We start from the raw sequence: 19,879 nt of genomic DNA, 5'->3' as shown, positions 1-19,879 counted from the left end.
CGGTTTTGTTGTGAATTGCTTTATGCATGCAAACGGGCTGTATTCAGCCCGTTTGTTTTCCTTGCAACAGCACCGGATGGCCCGGGCTATTGTTGGCTGGTTGGCGCTAACCGTCCGGCTATAACTTCTTGCGGCCGGTAAACAGGCTGATCAGGAAGATGATGATACCCACTACAAAGACAATTTTAGCTGCCCATGCGGCTGTACCTGCCAGACCACCAAAACCTAACGCCGCAGCGATAAGTGCGATAACCAGAAAAATAATGCCCCAACGAAACATAAGCCTCTCCTTACCCTATATTAAAAATCGAACAGCTCGTGTTATTGATTTCTGCCTGAGTTCGGCATAGCTGACTTTATGGTCCTGCAATGTTTTGACACGAACCGCTTCACTCCGGAAGCGGCCCGCACCAGCGCGATTATTTAACCGTAAGGTCGTTTTTCACGCTTTTTACGCCCTCGATAGCTTTAGCAATGCCTTCTGCACGATCGGACTCTGCCTGAGTTTTCACCGTACCGGAAAGCTGAACCACACCGTTGGTGGTTTCCACTTTCACATGACGGGATGGCACATTGCTGTCCGCTAACAGTTTAGCTTTGATTTCGCTGGTCGTTGCTGCATCACCGGCATAGCCGCTGACGCTGGCTTTCGTGCTGTCTTTTACGTGTAGTTTGTCACTGACGGATTTAACACCCTCAACTTTTTTCGCCGCATCAACAGCCAGTTCGGCCTGATCCTGCGACGTCACAAAACCGCTCAGGGTAACAACACCGCTGTGGGTTTTGACTGAGATATCCGTACTTTTTATCGCGTCGTTATCAACCAGGGCAGCTTTCACCTTGGCAGTAACACCGCTGTCATCCATGTATCCACCGACTTTTTTCATAGAACTATCGATTTTGGAACCCGCGGAGTCAGTAGTGGACTGCACTTTAGGCGTAGCGGTATCTTCTGCCATAGCAGTACCACCAATCAGTGCAGAACCTACCAGAGCAGCCATCAGAGTTTTAGCAATCTTAGTCTTGTTCATCGATCTCATCCTTCTTCATGTGTGATGCACTCACAACTGTGAGCTTTCAGCCACAAACGGCGTGACTGCAGTAATCAGGCGTTGCAGCAACCGCGCCGCATGTATTGCGTCCTGTTGAATTTAAATATAGACGCTAATCTGGATTTCACCGCCGCTTGTGATTGATATGTTGGAAAAATGCTCAAATCAGAGGTTTTTTAAGATGAGTCTGTAACAAGACGCGCAGGCACGGATGAAGCGAAAACGGCATAAAAAAAGCGATGCCAGAGCATCGCTTCCAAAACAGGGCAAAAGGTGAGCGCCGTAGAGCGCCACACCGATTTGCAGAGGATTAATGTTCGCGCGTTTTGCGGAACACCACCTCAGGATAACGTTCCTGAGTAATATTGAGGTTTACCATGGTCGGCGCGATGTAGGTCAGGTTATCACCGCCATCCAGCGCCAGGTTCACTTCGTTTTTACGCTGGAACTCTTCAAATTTCTTCGCGTCTTTGCACTCTACCCAGCGGGCAGTAGAAACGTTTACCGACTCGTAAATCGCCTCAACGTTGTACTCGCTTTTCAGACGCGCAACCACCACGTCGAACTGCAGCACACCCACTGCACCTACGATCAGATCGTTGTTGTGAACCGGACGGAAGACCTGCACCGCGCCCTCTTCTGACAGCTGCACCAACCCTTTCAGTAACTGTTTCTGCTTCAGTGGGTCACGCAGGCGAATGCGACGGAACAGCTCCGGCGCGAAGTTCGGAATACCGGTGAACTTCATGTTTTCACCCTGGGTAAAGGTATCGCCGATCTGGATGGTGCCATGATTATGCAGGCCGATAATATCGCCTGGATAGGCTTCTTCCACGTGCGAACGGTCACCGGCCATAAAGGTCAGCGCATCGGCAATCACTACATCCTTGCCCAGACGAACCTGGCGCAGCTTCATGCCTTTTTCGTACTTGCCGGAGACCACACGCAGGAACGCTACGCGGTCGCGGTGTTTCGGATCCATGTTCGCCTGAATTTTAAAAACGAAGCCGGTGAATTTATCGTCGGCGGCGGTAACGGTACGTACATCGGTCTCACGTGGCATTGGTGAAGGCGCCCAGTCAACCAGGCCATCCAACATATGATCCACGCCAAAGTTACCCAGCGCGGTACCGAAGAACACCGGGGTCAACTGGCCTGCCAGGAAGGCTTCTTTCTCAAATTCGTGAGAAGCGCCCTGCACCAGCTCCAGCTCTTCGCGCAGCTGTGCCGCCAGCTCCTCACCGATTGCAGCGTCGAGATCCGGGTTATCCAGCCCTTTAACGATGCGAACTTCCTGAATGGTATGGCCTTTCCCGGTCTGATAAAGATAGGTTTCATCTTTATAAAGGTGATAAACCCCTTTAAACAGCTTGCCGCAGCCAATAGGCCAGGTGATCGGCGCGCAGGCGATTTTCAGCTCGCTTTCCACCTCATCCAGCACTTCCATTGGATCGCGGATATCACGGTCCAGCTTGTTCATAAAGGTCAGGATCGGCGTGTCGCGCAGACGGGTAACTTCCATCAGCTTACGGGTGCGATCCTCAACGCCTTTCGCGGCATCGATAACCATCAGGCAGCAGTCCACCGCCGTCAGAGTACGATAGGTATCTTCGGAGAAGTCTTCATGGCCCGGGGTATCCAACAGGTTGACCAGGCTGTCGCGATACGGGAACTGCATCACCGAGGTAGTGATTGAAATACCACGCTGCTTTTCCATCTCCATCCAGTCGGATTTAGCGTGCTGGTTAGAGCCACGTCCTTTAACCGTACCGGCGGTCTGAATCGCCTGTCCGAACAGCAACACCTTTTCGGTGATGGTGGTTTTACCCGCATCCGGGTGAGAGATAATGGCAAAAGTGCGGCGACGAGCCACCTCTTGCATAAAAGGTGCATTTGACATGAACAAACTCTGTGTGGTGCTGTGCCATCGTTACGCAGACCGCGCAAAGACTTTCACAGGCGATTAATCATCAATGGCCCGCATTTTCGCCGATCCGGGCGTCATACACAATCCACAACGCCACCTGATTCAGGGAAATGGAAGACGTGCCGGAAAGCTCAGCGCTTTTCCTGCGGTTTTTGCAATGATTATGCGGCAGTGTACTCACTTTTCTGGCTGCGGGCGGCGCAGATTCTCACGCGCCTGCTCAAAATTTTCCCGGCACTGGCAGCCCTCAATATGATCGTTGATCATGCCAAGCGCCTGCATCAGCGAGTAGATGGTGACAGGGCCAACCCAGCTCCACCCTCGTTTTTTCAACGCTTTGGATAACCGCGTTGCTTCCGGGGAGGTTTTGGCATTCTGCCAGTATTCCAGATCCACGGTCGCCGGACGATCTTCCTCTTTTGGTTCAAACTGCCAAAACCACGCCGCCAGCGATCCGGCCTCTTCCACCAGCTCAATGGCTCGCTGCGCGTTATTAATCGCTGAGAGGATCTTGGCCCGGTTACGCACGATGCTTTTATCCGCCATCAGCCTGGCGACATCGTCATCGGTAAATTTAGCCACCTGATAAAAATCAAAATCCTGAAAAGCGCGGCGAAAGTTCTCTCGCTTGTTGTAAATCAGCTGCCAGGACATGCCGGAGTGAAAACCTTCCAGACACACTTTTTCATATAGCCGCCGGTCGTCCACCACCGGCTTGCCCCATTCATTATCATGATAATCCGGCATTGATGGCTGCCAGTAACAGCAAACCCGACCATCGTCGGTCAGGGTCAGTCCGGCCTGTTTCAGGTCAGCAAGATAGTGCTCGTCCATCTGTTAGCTCCCTCTCAATTGTTGCGGTGTGCTCTTTGCGGATAAACGTTGACCGTGCGCCAGTGCTATATCTGACATCAGCTGTAACAACCGCTTTTGGTTTTATCCGGTATTCACCGCTATTTTTAGACCATTAACGGCGAGACGTCAGTATTCGCTACCTAACCATGAAAGGGAAAATTTGATGAGCAATAACGACTATCAACCAGCCAAAGTCTGGTCAGAGAATAAAGAAGCTGGCGGCACCTGGGGCAGCATCAACCGTCCGACAGCGGGCGCGCGCACCGAGGCAACATTGCCAGTAGGCATTCATCCTTTACAGCTTTATTCCATGGGCACGCCGAACGGCCAGAAAGTGACAATCCTGCTGGAAGAGCTATTGGCACTGAACGTTAACGATGCGGAATATGATGCCCATCTGATCCGCATCGGCGAGAGCGAACAATTTACCTCAGGTTTTGTCGATGTGAACCCGAACTCCAAAATCCCGGCGCTGCTGGATGTTTCCACCACGCCGCCAACCCGCGTCTTTGAGTCAGGCGCAATCCTGCTGTATCTCGCGGAAAAATATGGTCACTTCCTGCCGAAAGATCCGGCTGGTCGTACCGAAACCCTGAACTGGCTGTTCTGGTTGCAGGGTTCTGCGCCTTACCTGGGCGGCGGCTTTGGCCATTTTTATAACTATGCGCCGGAGAAAATTGAATACGCTATCGATCGCTTCACCATGGAAGCCAAGCGTCAGCTGGATCTGCTGGATCGCCAGCTGGCCGAACACCGTTATATTGCCGGTGAAGACTACACCATTGCCGATATCGCCATCTGGCCATGGTATGGCGCACTGGTTAAAGGCCAGCTGTATAATGCCGCTGAGTTCCTCGATGCCGGTTCGTATAAAAATCTGCAACGCTGGGCAGATGAAGTTGCACAGCGCCCTGCCGTACAGCGCGGCCGTATCGTGAATCGTACCTGGGGAGAGCCCGCTGAACAGCTGCGCGAGCGTCACGATGCTTCCGATTTTGACCTGAAGACAGAAGACAAACTGGCGAAGTAATTCGGTTAACAATAAAAAGCAGAAAGGGCATCTTAACGGTGCCCTTAAATTTGATCGGACGATGAATGAAGGCGACATCCTGCTGGTTCACCGCATTCCGGGTAACGATTAAATGTATTTCCTGGAAGAGGTTACGCAGGACGGTGTTGTTCTGGCTTCGGCAGAATTTGTTCAGCAGCGGGCTACTGGTGCCGCCGGAGAAGCAGGTCACGGTCGCGCTGCGATCCTGCTCGTCTGCATCGATCAGCCAGTGCTCCAGGCAGTTGCGCGCCCCGTCCAGCACCTGATATTCGGTGACGCGCCAGTAGCGCGGATCGCGGGCAGGCTGCCACTGATATTCCACGGTCAGGCCGGTGGCATAGCTGTGCGAGGCCATCAGATCGCTGCCGCGATCCCAACTGAAGCGCTGGCAGCTCTTATAGCGATCGTAAATAAGGACGGTGCACCACTCGCCTTCGCGAACCGGATCCGGCTCGTAAAGATGAAACTCGTCCTATACCATCAGAAAAAGCCTACCGATGATTAGGTTGCCGTGATGATCGCTGGCAAGAGGCTACGAAACTGAAGATGCTGTTTGGCTGATACTGGCAGCTACATTTACGAAGAAACATTAATGCTGTTCCAAAATTATACTGCGTGTTGCGATCAATGTCCGGTGGTGCTTTCATCTTTGTAAATCTTACCAATATACAAATGTTTTTATACAAAATAATTTTTTATGAACGATTTTTTAAAAAGCCAATGGGTTAATTTAATCTACTGGCTATTAAGTTAGTAAGATATGCCTCTAAGCTTACCTCTTACTTCCATAATAATTATACCGAGCATATTTTTCCCTTTACCATCGCCCCCGTCACCCCAGTAACTATCATTTTTTGTATGTTCCACTATTTCAACATCCCCAGTAGACAATAATAAATCTCTAATGTCATGATTTTGAAAAAACTTTTCAAAAACAGCGGCTCTCATAACATCATCTTTAATCAATTCCCAATTATTTACTAATGGATTTTTTCTATTCCGCCCCATTAACGCAGCATCCATGGGTGAAGACATCAGCCTGATTTTATTCTTTATTTTTTCATCATCAAATTTCTTAGACTGAAAATAATGTTCTACAGTAGGCCAGTAGTGACCTTCTAGTTCAAAACCATATTTAGAAAAATTAGAAAAAAATCCGAAATCATCTGAAACTCGGTAAAATAAAATATTGCTCATAATTATATTATCCTTGGAACTCCTGGAACTCTATCACCATAAACCTCACCAGAAACAAGGCATCCAAATATTTTCTCTACTTTTGATATTTTATTTTCAATTTTATCTTTCTGATAGCGCCCCTGAAAATTTTCCATAGCTGATATAGTCAGCCTCAGCTCAATTAGAATCCCTTTAAGAATATAATCTTCATCTTTTAACTGGGTTGTTAGAATGATAACAAAGCTTAAAAGATCTTCGTATTTATCCTCAAGGAAAACTCCCTCAAGTGTTAAAGGATATGCAAAATCAGTAGTCTTGTTTTTAAGATTTAGCAATAAATCATTTTGATTAATCATCATAAAAATCCTAGTATGGCTGAGCTTGGAATTTCTTGGAAAATAGTTACTTCTTGCGCCCAAATCGAACGATGATAAGGTAGCCCACTTTCACCATTTACTCTCGGCGCATGCTCCCAAACCTGTACCTTGAATGAAGAAACTTTATCTAAATCAATAGCCACTATACCGTTACCGCTATCGTACCCTCTAGCTATATGATCTAGTTTAGTAGTTGAGATCCAAGGGCTATTTTTTAAAGCACCGCCTGTAAGAGTCTTGTCCGTAGATGCATTCGCTACATGTTCTGCCGCAGTCCAAGTTCCATCCATAGCTTTACCTTGAATAGATTTCCCTGCGGCAATCCGCTCCGCATCTTCTCGTGTAAGAGCTCGATAAACAATATTACCATTCTTCCCTGAACTACAAGGACTCAAACCCAGCGGATCAACCCAGACCAGCGGATCGCCCACATAAGCATAAGTATTCAACCCACCCGCTAACCCAATAGGGTCAACCTGCGTAAACCGCCCGCCGACCGGATCGTAATACCTGAAAATATTGTAATGAAGGCCCGTTTCTCTGTCCAGGTACTGGCCCTGGAACCGCAGGTTCTGCTGCACCGCCTGGAAGCCCGTGCTGTTTTCCCGCTCCGTTTCGCCCCAGGTGGAGAACCGGCCTCGCCACACCACCTCGCCCCGCTCGTCGGTCATGCGTTCGGGTAAACCATTCAGTTCGGTGTGGTACCAGAAGGTCTCCGACTGCCCGCCAATGCTGTCGACTCTTGCAACCGGCTCCCAGCTGCCCTCGCTGTAGATGTACTGCGTGTTGCGTGCAGGCTGAAGGCTGCTGCTTTCGCCCACCATCCGTAATCCGCTCCACAGGAAGCTTATCGTTTCCGCGTCTTTCCCGTGGCGGTGCAGGATTTTCTGCGTGCGGCGGCCCAGCGCGTCGTAGCGGTACTCCGCCCGGATATATTCACGGTCGCCGTCAAAGCGCACCTCCGTGACCCGGTGCTCGTCATCATAAGTAAAGTGCTGCTCCGGCGCGCCTTCAGCGGCCCTGCGCCACGTCATCCGGCCAAAGCCGTCGTGGCGCCAGCGCGCGCCCTTCAGCCTTTTCAGCAGGTTGTGCCAGACGATATCGCCCGGTTTATCCGTCTGATTTCCGGCCGCGTCCCACGTGAAGTGCTCTTCCTTAAACGGCCGTACCTCGCGCGTCACCTGGCCCGCCGCGTCGTAGCCGAAGCGCTGCTGCTGGTTCGCCCACTCGCGCTGCCCCGTACTGCCGTCGGTCACCAGCTGCTGCATCACCTGGTCAAGACGGTCCCAGCGGTAGCGCCGCTCAAACACCACGGCGTTGCGCCCGCTGAAGCCGCTGCGCCGCATCACGATGCGGCCCGCCGGGTCGTAGCGCGTTTCCTGATGCAGCGCGCCCTGGGTACGCCCGGTTTCGCGGTGCAGCCTGTCGCGCTGATAACCGGCGATTTCATGGCGCCTGCCGCCGTGCTTCAGGTTCATCTGCAACAGATGCCCGGTGCCGTAGCGCAGGCAGCTCAGCTCGCGCCCGTCCGGCAGCGTGGTCGAGGTAAGGTTGCCCAGCGCGTCGTACTGATGTGCGATAAGGCCGCCACTGTTCTCTTCCGCGAGCAGATTACCCAGCGCGTCGCTGGTGAAGCTCAGCATCTCGAAGTCGGTGACTTCCCGTCCTTCCGCCTGCGCGCTCAGCCACGCCGCCAGCGGCATCTTCTTCACCGTTACGCCGCGGTCGCCGTAGTGATATTCGGTGCGGTGCTGCGCGGTGGTTTTCGCCGTCAGGCGGTTTACCGCGTCGTATTCAAAACGGGTCACGTGAGGCTGGTCAGCTGCCGGTTCAGAAAGCGCGGACTGCCAGGCGGCCTTCTCTGTAACACCGCTGCTGGCAGAGCGCTCAGCCTCGCCGTCACCGCTCAGAGGATGCTGCACAATCTCCGCCACGCGGCCCAGCGCGTCGTAGCCGTAGCTCCTGCGCCGTCCCGCCCAGTCGATCTGCGCGATCAGCCGCTCGCTGTTGTCGTACTCAAACTGCCAGCGATCCTGATTCGGATTGATCAGCGCGATCGGCCGGCCAAAACGATCGTACTGCCAGCGGGTCCTGTGCCCCGCCGGATCGGTTTCGGTGACGATCTGCCCGCGCGCGTTGCGCGTCACGCTGCGCTCCGAGAAGCCATCGATGTTCTCGCCGGTCAGCATCCCGGCGGCATCATATTCATATTCGGTTGTGCGACCGTCGGGACGCGTCAGGCACTGCAACCGTCCCGCCGCGCTCCAGCGCCAGCGCGTGGTGTTGCCTTCCGCATCCGTCTGGCTCAGCAGCCTGCCTGCGTCATCGTAAATGCGGCTGCTCGGGTTGCCGGAACAGTCCTCGTCGCGCGTCATCTGCCCGCGTTCGTTCCACCAGAAGCGGTGCGTGTTCTCCAGCGCGTCGGTGCGCGTCAGCAGATCGCCCCGATCGTTCCACGTAAACCGGCTGGTGCCGTTCAGCGGATCGGTTACCGCCACCACGTCACCGGCGGCGTTGTACTGATACTGCCAGACCGCGCCGTCGGGCTGCACTTCCTTCACCGGGAAGGCGAACGACGGATGCCAGGTGGTCAGCGTCGTGCGGCCCGCCGGATCGCGCACCATCGTCAGGTTAGCGCGCTCGTCGTAGCCGTACTGCCAGAGCCTGTCGCCCGGCTCGTGCGTGGCCATCAGCAGCTCGCCGTGCTCCGCCCAGCGCCAGTGCCAGCGTGCGCCATAGCTGTCGGTATAGTCGGTGATGCGACAAAGTTCGTCCCAGCGGTGCTGCGTGGTGCCGCCGGAGAAGCAGGTCACGGTCGCGCTGCGATCCTGCTCGTCGGCATCGATCAGCCAGTGCTCCAGGCAGTTGCGCGCCCCGTCCAGCACCTGATATTCGGTGACGCGCCAGTAGCGCGGATCGCGGGCAGGCTGCCACTGATATTCCACGGTCAGGCCGGTGGCATAGCTGTGCGAGGCCATCAGATCGCTGGCGCGATCCCAGCTGAAGCGGCGGGTCTCGATACCGTCGGCATCCTTCACCGAAATCAGCTGCCCTTGCGGGCTCCAGGCGTAGTGCACCAGCGGACGCAGCTCGTCTGCCACCACCTGATGGACCGCCGCCAGCCTGCCGTGCACCGGCTCGTAGCTCAGGCGCACGTCCAGCGCTTCGTTATCGCCGGAGATGCTGACCAGCTGCCCCGCCTCGTTCCAGCTGAAGTGCTGGCAGTTCTCGTGACGATCGTAAATGCGGCCGATGCGCCACTCGCCTTCGCGAGCCGGATCCGGCTCGTAGAGATGAAACTCGCCCTGTGCGGTCTGCATCACAATCACGCCCTGAAGCGAGCAGAAAAGCGTAAAGCCTTCCTCGTCGAAGCGGACAACGTCACCCGGCGCGATTTCGCCCAGGCCCAGCTCCTGCCCGGTCACATCACGCCAGGCAAACTGGATCGTGCCGTCATCGTGCTTAAACCGGATTAACCGGGTTTCAAACGGCAGCATCCAGCCGGTGCCTAACATGCCGGTGGTCAGATTGCGGCTGTGATAAATGCGCTGCCAGAAAAGCGGGATCCGATCCTCCAGCATGAAATCGAGATCCTCCTGGCCCGCGAGGATCTTCGCACCGGTTGCGTAATTAACCGGATGCGCGCTTTGCATGGCAACGGCGGCAACGGCTCCACTCGCGGCTGCACTGGTGGCTTCACCCGCAGCGCTGGCAGCAACAGTACAGGCGATCTGCCGCAGAGCGCGGCGGGCAGCGACGCGGGAAAACAGCTGTTCGAGAAGCTTCGCCCCTTCCTTAGCGATGCCGCCGGTGCTCAGCAGCCCACCAATAAAATAAGCCAGCATGTTTTTGCCGCTGCGAATATCGCGCACCACTACGCTGTCGCCGCCGATACGCACGCGTGGGTTTTCACTTACCTGAACAGTCGCTTCGCAGGTGCTGCGATCGCCGTTACGTGCGGCAGGATGGCCGTTGATCAGCACTTTTTTCGAGCCTTCTGCCAGGAAGTTCACGCTTTCCGCCAGATGCCCTTTGGTGCAGGCGACGGTATCTTTGCTGGCGGGCGTGGCGTAAGGGCTGGCGCTGGCGACGGTCGGCTGAATCAGATCGTCCCAGACTCCACCAAACCAGTTTTTTACCGATTCCCCGCTAATATGGCTGACCTTATCCAGTGCTGCGCTGAGGGTATCGCCCGGATGACGAATGGCCGAAGCGATGCCGCCAGCCATCGCCATGGCGATATCAAGTGCGCCAGGTTCCTCTTCGCTGCTCGCGGCAGGAGAATTAAGCCAGGCGTGGCTAACCGTACCCGCTGCACGCGCGGCCGGTTTTCCCATGATGTTGACGTTTTCCGAGCCGCTGGTAATTATCGCATCCGGCGGCCCCCGCATGCCCAGCGTGTCCAGTAATCCATCCACGGCGCTGCTGGCCGCGTTGCCAAGCTTTTCGGGATAGCCTGAGGCCATTGCGCCTACCATTGCCGCTGCGCCCACGGCCACGCCAGCAAACGGATTGACGGCAAACAGTAAAGTTGCACCCGCCAGGATGCCACCATAAATAGCGCCTTCAACCAGGCCGCTTACCAGGTCGCCCAGCGCCGAGCTGTGCACTAAGGGATCGTCGATACGTGCAGCTGTCAGATCGGACATAGATCAGGCCTCCAAGCCCGCAGCAGGAATAAATCCTTCTTTGATATTTTGCCAGATAGCCAGCGACTCCGGATCGAACTGGCCTGCACGACTGAACGTCAGCGCCATCAGGTGGGTATCGGTTCGAACGACCAGCAGCTTTTGCATCACCACAACGCCTTGATTTTCAAAGCGCATTGCCACTTCCCGCGCTTTTAAGCCACCGAACAGCGTCTCTTCCGCTTCTTCTGCGGCAAACTTCTTCATATCGCGCTTCACTTTTGCCAGTTGCTGCTTCAGGTAGTTCTCTTCCTCGCCAGCTTTTACGTCCCAGGCGCGAGTGATCACCAGCGTGGCGCGCGCTTTAGGCAGTCTGAGCAGCGTAACGCTCTGCTCCTGAATGGCTTCCGGTAAGGGTAAGGTTCCTTCTGACAGGACGTAATTCATGAGTTGCTCCCTTTTTTATCAAAGGCTTCCTCAACCTGTATGGCAATGGTCATTGGCGTCGGATCTGGCGTCACGCCTGGGGTCGGCTGGCTAATGTTAAGATCCAGCGTTCCACCGGTATTGATCTGCCCTTTGCCAGTCGCATTGATTTCAAATTGGGTGCATTGCAGCGAGATAGTCCCGTTTGGATTGAGCGTCAGTACGCTGTCGCCTGAAATAAAGCTGATCCCTTCGCCAGAGGCCAGTTCAAGGCCGCCCTGCACTCGCAACCCATAGTCGCCACCGACCAGTTCGCTACGCGATTTTTGGGTGTTTTGCGTATAAGCGCCACTCACCGAGCTGGTGAACTCTTTTTCGATAGCGACGGTCTGGCTGCCGCCTACCGTGTGCGTCTCGTCATTTTTGACGTGAGTATCCATATTCTTCTGCGCCTGGATCCACACCTGCTCCTCTCCCGCCTTGTCCTCAAAGCGCAGCGCGTTGGCATTGTCCGGCGAGCCGTCCTTCGAGCGGCTCAGGAAGCCCATCTGCGTCGCCGCGCCCGGCAGCGCCCACGGCGGCATGCTCGCTTCGTTGTAGACGCGGCCGGTGACGATCGGCCGGTCCGGGTCGCCGTTGATAAAGTCGATCACCACCTCGTCGTTGACGCGCGGGATCTGCACCCCACCAAAGCCCTGGCCCGCCCACGCGCTCGACACGCGCACCCAGCACGAGCTGGTGTCGTCGCCTTTCGCCAGACGGTCCCAGTGGAACTTCACCTTGATGCGACCGTATTTGTCGGTCCAGATCGACTCCCCTTTTGGCCCCACCACTTTTGCCGTCTGCGGCCCGTGCGTGCGCGGCCACGGGGTTTTCGGTTGCGCGCGGAAGGTGATGTCCGACGGGATAACGTCAATCGCGATATTGTGCTTCGTGCTGCCGCCGTTGCCGCTGGCGTAGTTGTTCTCTTCGAAGTCGTATTCCGCGCCCACGGTCAGGTACTCGCCGTTGTCGCTGAAGAACGGCGCGTCCAGCAGCGCAAACGTGTTGCCCGGGGCCAGCCCCAGCGCGGTGCCGGTGGCGCTGATTTGATGATGCTCCACCTGCCACACTTCCTGACGGATTTTCGCGTAGAACTCGCCGTGGTCGTGGTCAACAAAATGGCCCGGCCAGTCGTAGACGTCAATCTGCCCCGGCGTCGGCGAGGCGGGGTTCTGCTTCGCCTGGAACATCCACGCGTTTGGCTTGCGGAAGTCGTAGTCGTCGATGCTGTAGATACCCGGCGTGACCCGGTCTTCCATCTCCCAGTTGCTGATCCCTTCCACGCTGGTGGTGCCGCCGGACGGCGTGGCGTGATACGGAATGACCTCGTAGCCCGCGTACGGCTGGTGCTGCTGCGCGCTGTCCGTCAGCACCAGCGTATGTTTGTCCTGCTCATGGCGGAAGAAATAATAAATCCCCTCCAGCTCCATCAGGCGGCTGATAAAGTCAAAGCTGCTTTCCTGGTACTGCACGCAGTATTCCCAGACGCGGTAGTGGCCGGTCAGACGGTCTTCAACGGTCACGCCATATTCCGACAGCAGCGTTTTAATAATCGCCGGCGCGGTCTGGCTCTGGAAGATGCGCAGGTTGCGGTCGCGCTTCATCGGCCACAGGTCCGGCTCCATCATCAGCCGGTAGACCGCATAGCGCGTGCCGTTCAGCTCCTGGCTGTTGACCTTCACCTGGGTGATTTTGCCGTTGAGCCAGCGGGTGCCCGTCAGTCCCTGGGTGGGGATACACAGGGTTATCGGCTGGCCGAGCAGCGACTTGCGGTCGATGCGGGCGTCGGTGCTGAGCAGGTCAACGGTGAGTTCAAAGGCGGTGGAAAGGGCTTCGCGGCCGCTGAGTTTCCAGAACAGCAGCCCCTCAACCGGCAGGAGTACGGTGATGCGATCAAACATGGTGATTTCCCGGAGTGGCCCGACGCGGTGCCGGGCGAAAACAGTTAACTCGGTGGATTAAGCAGCCCGCGTTTGGCAGTGATGCTCCCGTAATGCGGACTTCCAACAGCGGCCACAAAAGTCTCTTCTACGCGTCAAACACAGACGGCACGCCTGCTATCTCACTGCAACGCATTATATCCTAAGGGGATATATCATTCATTCCCCGGTGCGCGCTTAAATAATTCTTCTGCGATTAAGGGGGCCGTATAGAATCTAACAGTTCAGGCACGGACTCATAACGATTGGCGTTAAAGGTATGCCTGAAAAAATTATTTGTTAATTGAAAAAACGGTCAATGGCGATATTTTTATTAGATTCGAGAAATAATTGTCGACGTTAAATTCTGGTATCACCATTTGCAATACCTATCTGGAACAAATCACAAGCCATATTTTCAATACGTTCTTTTTGCGCCAGCTTACTCAGCCATTCTTGTGGAATACCGGAAGCACCGTAAAGTGCGCCAGCAATCTGTCCCGCGGTAGCCGCTACGCTATCTGCATCATCGGCTAAATTTGCTGCAAGCAAAATTGCATCACGAAAATTATTCGTATTCCAAACTGCCCACATTGCGGCTTCAAGAGTGTCAATTACATAGCCGCTTGACCGAATTTGATGACGAGCCTTGAGCTTATACTCACCCGCATTGATGATTAAAACACGAGCAGTGAGAGGGAATTGATGCGGTGAAAAAACGCTCTGCTTGTCATGCCCGTTAATCAGCATGTGCAGTAAAAAACCATGGTAGTTACAGGCAGAGAAAGACTCGACTGCGCCATGCGTTGCTCTGCTTTGCGATTTAGTGGCAAAGTAGATACGCTGAAGCGAACGCCAGTTCATTATGATAGCTGGGGCCTGTCGAATAATAGCCGCATTTCCAGCCGTATTTCTTTCAGTATTACCGAACCATGCTGCGCCATGCTTAATATACTGTTCAAGGGCAAAGCGGGTGGTATACCCTATATCGAAACAGCGACCATTAACACTATTAGAGCCATTCCTGTACCAGTCGACGAGCTTATCTCTGAAAAGATTTACATCTACCCGCCCTGATTCGATACAGGCTTCAGCCAGGCAAAGAGCCATTGAGGTGTCATCAGTCCATTCACCAGCCTTCAACCTAAAGGGCCCCCCCCCCACCATATCATTGACACGCGCAACATCACGGCTCTGAAACTCTAACGTGGTGCCAACCGCATCGCCGACGGCCAGCCCTAAAAATGCGCCCTTCGCTTTATCCAGGGCTTCAGCCATGTCATTGAGCTGAGGATAACTGTTATCCCAGTCAGGCAGGGATAAAGCCTCTTTAGCACGCTCAGAATGCCCGACGTCATGCGCTGCCTTACGCTTATTTACAGGAAGAAGATGATGGTATCTTCTGGCATACTCATTAACAATGTCGTCATTTGCGTGTAGATCAATCATTACAATTCCTTAAGACTAATTCGCGTTACGCCATTTTGCTCGCTTCGCTCGGTGACTACAAATTTGGTATCAGGTTTAAACAGGACTTCAGTTTCAGTTGCACTATGAGACGATAAAAAGTCTATATCCCGGCCTGAGTAACCGTCTATTTTCATTTGAATTGCCCCTTTGAAAGCATTTAGAGAATCAGTACTCATAAACGTTTTATCTGAAACGGTACTACCGACCTGATATTGATTTAATACTTCGGAAGGTAATGACTTGATTCCCCTCAATGTTATGCCATCAAAAGTAGGTAGGTTATCAAGGCCGGCTGATGCATGTTGAGAGAATGCTTCAATTTCAGGCGTAAGCTCTGTACTACCTCGCAATGCCGGGTTAATCATTTCATATCCGGGGTCCGTCGTGTATCCATATAATGCACCAATCTGATCGTCCGATAATAAAGCCGATAGCTCCGGCGCTTTCGCATCAGCCAACTCCCGCCCCTTCGCTATCCAACGTTTTGCCATGCTTTGTCCTACCGCATCAGCCAGAGACATTGATGGCGACTCAGGTTCAACAGATAAAAATGGCTTTTCTGAAGTTCCTCTTCGCCAGCCGTCGAATTTAGCCCCGCCTTTGCCGCCCGCAGCACCGCCAACCAATCCACCAGCAAGCATTGACCATTTCTGGCCATCGCTACCCTCACCAAAGAATCTGCCGCCGATGTAATTACCGGCATAACCGCCACCTAGTGCTCCAAGAGTACTAAGGAGAGCGATAGCAGGTGACGCCAGTACACCTATCGCAGCAGCCCCTACGCCCAGCATGACCCAGTTAACCCAACCAGGAATTTCCGCACTTATATCATCCGTTTGCCGCTTGCTTCCGCCGATAAAAACGTTTGAAGATCCTGAAAAAATCTCAGCACTACAGGTAAGACGATCGCCAATTCGTGCAGCCGGGAAATTGTTGATGTAGACCTTAATCGAGCCTTCAGCAACCAATTGCTTTGATCCACTGTGCTCATCACATTCGCCGGTCGACAAATGGGCCCGGATAGCAGCACGATCGTTAATAATTACATCCGGAGAACCATCAGCCAGCTTTCCTGTAACGTGGCGCGGAGCCCAAGACATACTCCCTAAAACTTCCCCAACTCCACCTGCAGCCGTTGCTCCTGCAGCCGCTGCTGCAGTGACAGCAACCAGTGCAGCACCGCCAGTAACCACAACGGCAGCAGCGCCTAAAATGGCCCCGCCGATCAATCCGGCAATCATCCAGGTTTTTGATGCAGTATGGGCTATATCATCAAGCTCGCGGGCCGCATTGAACTCACTCATGGATCAAGCATCCCTGTTTGCCTGAATAAAAGCAGCGATGGCTTCAGTCGTATTAAGCACCTGCGAACCTTTTACTGAACGGCACAACAGTAACACCGACGACATCTGTTGTGCCCTTTTGGGCGAGGTGGTCCATAACGCATAGCGCGTTGTCTCCTGCTCCATCACTTTAGGCAAAGGAGCGATGTGCAAAGGATTACCAGCCGCATCGTAAAAAAGATAAGCGCCATTCAAAGCCCGTTGCAAATCGATATGCTGGTAAAGACCATTTAATGTCTCAAAAACAAATAGCTCTTTGCTGTCATTATCCAGCGCAAAGTGAACCTTTTCACTTGCTGCCGGAAGCGCTTCAGGAACAAAGTCATCTTTCTCGTCGTAGCGAAAACGAATACTGTTAATAATGGCGTGATATTGGTTGTGATAATATTCTTCAAACTTATCAGGGCAGGTACCAATAAAACAGACCATTTTCCTTGCCCGATTTTCATCGTTTAGCAGGATCACGGACTGTTTCTGCCAGATTACTGCATTACCGTTTTTAAAATGGTAAAAAATCTCTATCGCGGGCTGATTATCAATTAAAACTGGCTGTGATGATTCCAGTACAAATTCCTGTAGCGTTATATCCATCTCTTTTATTAATTTCGATGAGATACTTTGCAAATTATCACCAAGATTTGCAGACGCACGTGAAACAACAAAGGTAAACTCACTGGCATTATTTTCACTGAGAGTAAACAAATTCATTGTACGATCTTTGAAGATATCAGGTAATTCAAGAAATGCTTCCTGAAGTTGATACGTAGCCATATAGTTTCTCTGTAGATTATTTATTCTTTTTGAAAAAAGCAGACAATTGAGATTGGATGTTTTCTTTATGACTGCTACCTGGTGGTATTGCTACAGTCATACCGTCTGATGGGTTTAGATGTAATTCACTGCCAGTATTAATTTCACCAGATTTATCAACGGTTATATTAAAGTTGACTCCGGTCATGTTAATACTGCCATCCTCAGTTAGCTCAATAACGCTTTTACCACATTCCAGCCTGATTGATTCACCGGAACCAATAATATAAGCCCCAACGGCATTATCAGTTCTGGTATTTCCTGTAATCATGGTGGAACTACCTTTTACACCGACTTCCTGATCCTCAACAACGCGATGCTCTTCGTTCTCACCCACATAGTGGTTATGATTTTTCCCAACAACGTGCGTCGCGTCCGCCTTGACGTGAGTATCCATATTCTTCTGCGCCTGGATCCACACCTGCTCCTCTCCCGCCTTGTCCTCAAAGCGCAGCGCGTTGGCATTGTCCGGCGAGCCGTCCTTCGAGCGGCTCAGAAAGCCCATCTGCGTCGCCGCGCCCGGCAGCGCCCACGGCGGCATGCTCGCTTCGTTGTAGACGCGGCCGGTGACGATTGGCCGGTCCGGATCGCCGTTGATAAAGTCGATCACCACCTCGTCGTTGACGCGCGGGATCTGTACCCCACCAAAGCCCTGGCCCGCCCACGCGCTGGACACGCGCACCCAGCACGAGCTGGTGTCGTCGCCTTTCGCCAGACGGTCCCAGTGGAACTTCACCTTGATGCGGCCGTATTTGTCGGTCCAGATCGACTCCCCTTTTGGCCCCACCACTTTTGCCGTCTGCGGCCCGTGCGTGCGTGGCCACGGGGTTTTCGGTTGCGCGCGGAAGGTGATGTCCGACGGGATAACGTCAATCGCGATATTGTGCTTCGTGCTGCCGCCGTTGCCGCTGGCGTAGTTGTTCTCTTCGAAGTCGTATTCCGCGCCCACGGTCAGGTACTCGCCGTTGTCGCTGAAGAACGGCGCGTCCAGCAGCGCAAAGGTGTTGCCCGGGGCCAGCCCCAGCGCGGTGCCGGTGGCGCTGATTTGATGATGCTCCACCTGCCACACTTCCTGACGGATTTTCGCGTAGAACTCGCCGTGGTCGTGGTCAACAAAATGGCCCGGCCAGTCGTAGACGTCAATCTGCCCCGGCGTCGGCGAGGCGGGGTTCTGTTTCGCCTGGAACATCCACGCGTTTGGCTTGCGGAAGTCGTAGTCGTCGATGCTGTAGATACCCGGCGTGACCCGGTCTTCCATCTCCCAGTTGCTGATCCCTTCCACGCTGGTGGTGCCGCCGGACGGCGTGGCGTGATACGGAATGACCTCGTAGCCCGCGTACGGCTGGTGCTGCTGCGCGCTGTCCGTCAGCACCAGCGTATGTTTGTCCTGCTCATGGCGGAAGAAATAATAAATCCCCTCCAGCTCCATCAGGCGGCTGATAAAGTCAAAGCTGCTTTCCTGGTACTGCACGCAGTATTCCCAGACGCGGTAGTGGCCGGTCAGCCGGTCTTCAACGGTCACGCCATATTCCGACAGCAGCGTTTTGATAATCGCCGGCGCGGTCTGGCTCTGGAAGATGCGCAGGTTGCGGTCGCGCTTCATCGGCCACAGGTCCGGCTCCATCATCAGCCGGTAGACCGCATAGCGCGTGCCGTTCAGCTCCTGGCTGTTGACCTTCACCTGGGTGATTTTACCGTTGAGCCAGCGGGTGCCCGTCAGTCCCTGGGTGGGGATACACAGGGTTATCGGCTGGCCGAGCAGCGACTTGCGGTCGATGCGGGCGTCGGTGCTGAGCAGGTCAACGGTGAGTTCAAAGGCGGTGGAAAGGGCTTCGCGGCCGCTGAGTTTCCAGAACAGCAGCCCCTCAACCGGCAGGAGTACGGTGATGCGATCAAACATGGTGATTTCCCGGAGTGGCCCGACGCGGTGCCGGGCAGAGAACAGTTAGCTTTGCAGATAAGATAACTAAAGTAATTTCGCCTGACAGCGTTACGGCAGTAAGTCAGAATTAGCTTTCGCGCGCCTCGGTGAGCGGGGTCCAGTGTTCGCCTGCCGCAGAACTAAACGGGCTTCCCTCAGCATTGTATACTTCAATAAATTCAGGGTTGACCGATTCTCTGGTCATTTTTCCTCTGAACTCCGACATATCCTGCTCAAGATGATTAATAACGGTACGTCTTACCCGAAGCACTCTACAATTTATTTCGCCCTGATGATGTTTGGTATAATCCCGGTAGCAGTCAGAGGAATATTTTGTCTCAAAGAAATAAATATGATTAGAGGTGACACGCTCTTCAATAGCATAATGTAATCGTACGTAATCTTTGGCAAACCGGCATAAAGCATGGTTAGGATTATCGCGCAGCATTTTTGCCGCGGGTTCTTCAAAATCCTGTGGCCTTGCCCTTGGGCCTTTTACGGCGCGCTTTGGAAAATATTCGTTATAGAAATTCGTTTCAAAATCGGTCAGGGTTTTCATTGCCTCCTCCCGATCGCTATTCAGATCGACGGGAATAGCGGTGAACATATAATTCTTATTTTTTATTTCCTCAAGGGTATAACCTCGGGTTGCACCCAAGTAAAGTGCGCCTCTTAGCTTCAATATTTCTTTCTTTTCTGAATTTTTAGCCCGGTCAGTGGCGAAAGCCCCTTCACGTTGAGCAACAGATGCCCCCGATAAACGGGCAGCCGGAACCAGGCCCTGCTGTTTTATATTGTCAAAGGCAATACGCTTTTTAGCGATATGATAGATATATTCATCCATTGTTTATTTCCTGAAGTGGCCCGACGCGGCGCCGG

At 53.6% G+C, this 19,879-nt stretch carries 16 protein-coding genes; 2 read left to right on the top strand and 14 right to left on the bottom strand.

All coding sequences use genetic code 11. From position 1 onward, the window contains the following. Positions 1 to 118 precede the first annotated feature (118 nt). The 4 genes from AAGQ96_RS03285 to AAGQ96_RS03270 all read right to left on the bottom strand — a co-directional run bounded on the left by AAGQ96_RS03285 (position 119) and on the right by AAGQ96_RS03270 (position 3,813). Positions 119 to 280, bottom strand: coding sequence for a DUF1328 domain-containing protein (locus AAGQ96_RS03285; RefSeq protein WP_071995405.1), 162 nt, complete (start codon positions 278 to 280; stop codon positions 119 to 121). Positions 281 to 419: 139 nt separating this feature from the next. Then, entirely contained in the window at positions 420 to 1,031 is a 612-nt protein-coding gene (gene osmY / locus AAGQ96_RS03280) for a molecular chaperone OsmY (protein ID WP_147195000.1), read from the bottom strand. 331 nt (positions 1,032 to 1,362) lie between these two features. Further along, on the bottom strand, positions 1,363 to 2,952 hold the full coding sequence (gene prfC, locus AAGQ96_RS03275; protein ID WP_342754843.1) for a peptide chain release factor 3: 1,590 nt from the start codon (positions 2,950 to 2,952) through the stop codon (positions 1,363 to 1,365). Between the two features lie 204 nt (positions 2,953 to 3,156). Continuing rightward, positions 3,157 to 3,813 carry a DNA-3-methyladenine glycosylase I gene (locus AAGQ96_RS03270; protein ID WP_147194996.1) on the bottom strand — a complete coding sequence of 219 codons (657 nt, stop codon included), beginning with the start codon at positions 3,811 to 3,813 and terminating at the stop codon, positions 3,157 to 3,159. 184 nt (positions 3,814 to 3,997) lie between these two features. Between AAGQ96_RS03270 and yghU the strand changes: the two genes are divergently transcribed. Together yghU and AAGQ96_RS03260 are read left to right on the top strand one after the other, a co-directional pair. Further along, positions 3,998 to 4,864 (top strand): glutathione-dependent disulfide-bond oxidoreductase, encoded by an 867-nt coding sequence (yghU, locus tag AAGQ96_RS03265; RefSeq protein ID WP_147194994.1) that lies wholly within the window; start codon positions 3,998 to 4,000, stop codon positions 4,862 to 4,864. 112 nt (positions 4,865 to 4,976) lie between these two features. Next, the gene (locus AAGQ96_RS03260) at positions 4,977 to 5,390 is read left to right on the top strand and encodes a hypothetical protein (protein ID WP_342754842.1); all 414 of its coding nucleotides are present in this window, start codon (positions 4,977 to 4,979) and stop codon (positions 5,388 to 5,390) included. A 245-nt stretch (positions 5,391 to 5,635) separates the two neighbouring features. Here AAGQ96_RS03260 and AAGQ96_RS03255 read toward each other — a convergent pair whose 3' ends face one another. The 10 genes from AAGQ96_RS03255 to AAGQ96_RS03210 form a co-directional block, all read right to left on the bottom strand. Next, positions 5,636 to 6,082: an NADAR family protein gene (locus tag AAGQ96_RS03255; protein WP_342754841.1), complete on the bottom strand. Its 447-nt coding sequence runs from the start codon at positions 6,080 to 6,082 to the stop codon at positions 5,636 to 5,638. A gap of 2 nt (positions 6,083 to 6,084) precedes the next feature. Beyond that, the gene (locus tag AAGQ96_RS03250; protein ID WP_342754840.1) at positions 6,085 to 6,423 is read right to left on the bottom strand and encodes a hypothetical protein; all 339 of its coding nucleotides are present in this window, start codon (positions 6,421 to 6,423) and stop codon (positions 6,085 to 6,087) included. Beyond that, positions 6,420 to 11,090, bottom strand: coding sequence for an RHS repeat-associated core domain-containing protein (locus tag AAGQ96_RS03245; RefSeq protein ID WP_342754839.1), 4,671 nt, complete (start codon positions 11,088 to 11,090; stop codon positions 6,420 to 6,422). The genes AAGQ96_RS03250 and AAGQ96_RS03245 overlap by 4 nt, the downstream gene beginning before the upstream one ends. A 3-nt stretch (positions 11,091 to 11,093) precedes the next feature. Further along, the gene (locus AAGQ96_RS03240; protein WP_147194984.1) at positions 11,094 to 11,516 is read right to left on the bottom strand and encodes a DcrB-related protein; all 423 of its coding nucleotides are present in this window, start codon (positions 11,514 to 11,516) and stop codon (positions 11,094 to 11,096) included. Further along, on the bottom strand, positions 11,513 to 13,438 hold the full coding sequence (gene tssI, locus AAGQ96_RS03235; protein WP_342754838.1) for a type VI secretion system tip protein TssI/VgrG: 1,926 nt from the start codon (positions 13,436 to 13,438) through the stop codon (positions 11,513 to 11,515). Before tssI (AAGQ96_RS03235) ends, AAGQ96_RS03240 begins: the two co-directional genes overlap by 4 nt. Positions 13,439 to 13,816: 378 nt before the next feature. Continuing rightward, entirely contained in the window at positions 13,817 to 14,905 is a 1,089-nt protein-coding gene (gene tri1 / locus AAGQ96_RS03230) for an ADP-ribosylarginine hydrolase Tri1 (RefSeq protein WP_342754837.1), read from the bottom strand. Beyond that, on the bottom strand, positions 14,905 to 16,230 hold the full coding sequence (locus tag AAGQ96_RS03225) for a PAAR domain-containing protein (protein WP_342754836.1): 1,326 nt from the start codon (positions 16,228 to 16,230) through the stop codon (positions 14,905 to 14,907). Before AAGQ96_RS03225 ends, tri1 begins: the two co-directional genes overlap by 1 nt. A gap of 3 nt (positions 16,231 to 16,233) precedes the next feature. Further along, positions 16,234 to 17,040, bottom strand: coding sequence for a DcrB-related protein (locus AAGQ96_RS03220; protein ID WP_342754835.1), 807 nt, complete (start codon positions 17,038 to 17,040; stop codon positions 16,234 to 16,236). 16 nt (positions 17,041 to 17,056) lie between these two features. Next, the gene (tssI, locus tag AAGQ96_RS03215) at positions 17,057 to 18,979 is read right to left on the bottom strand and encodes a type VI secretion system tip protein TssI/VgrG (RefSeq protein ID WP_342754834.1); all 1,923 of its coding nucleotides are present in this window, start codon (positions 18,977 to 18,979) and stop codon (positions 17,057 to 17,059) included. Between the two features lie 109 nt (positions 18,980 to 19,088). Next, a complete protein-coding gene (locus AAGQ96_RS03210; protein ID WP_147194955.1) occupies positions 19,089 to 19,844 on the bottom strand; it encodes a hypothetical protein in 756 nt (251 codons plus the stop codon). Positions 19,845 to 19,879: the final 35 nt, after the last annotated feature.

Origin of the sequence: Pantoea sp. MBD-2R, assembly GCF_039134845.1 — a bacterium.
Lineage (GTDB): Bacteria > Pseudomonadota > Gammaproteobacteria > Enterobacterales > Enterobacteriaceae > Erwinia.
The sequence above is the reverse complement of the archived record's forward strand: the minus strand, read 5'-3'. Positions and strand labels throughout refer to the sequence as shown.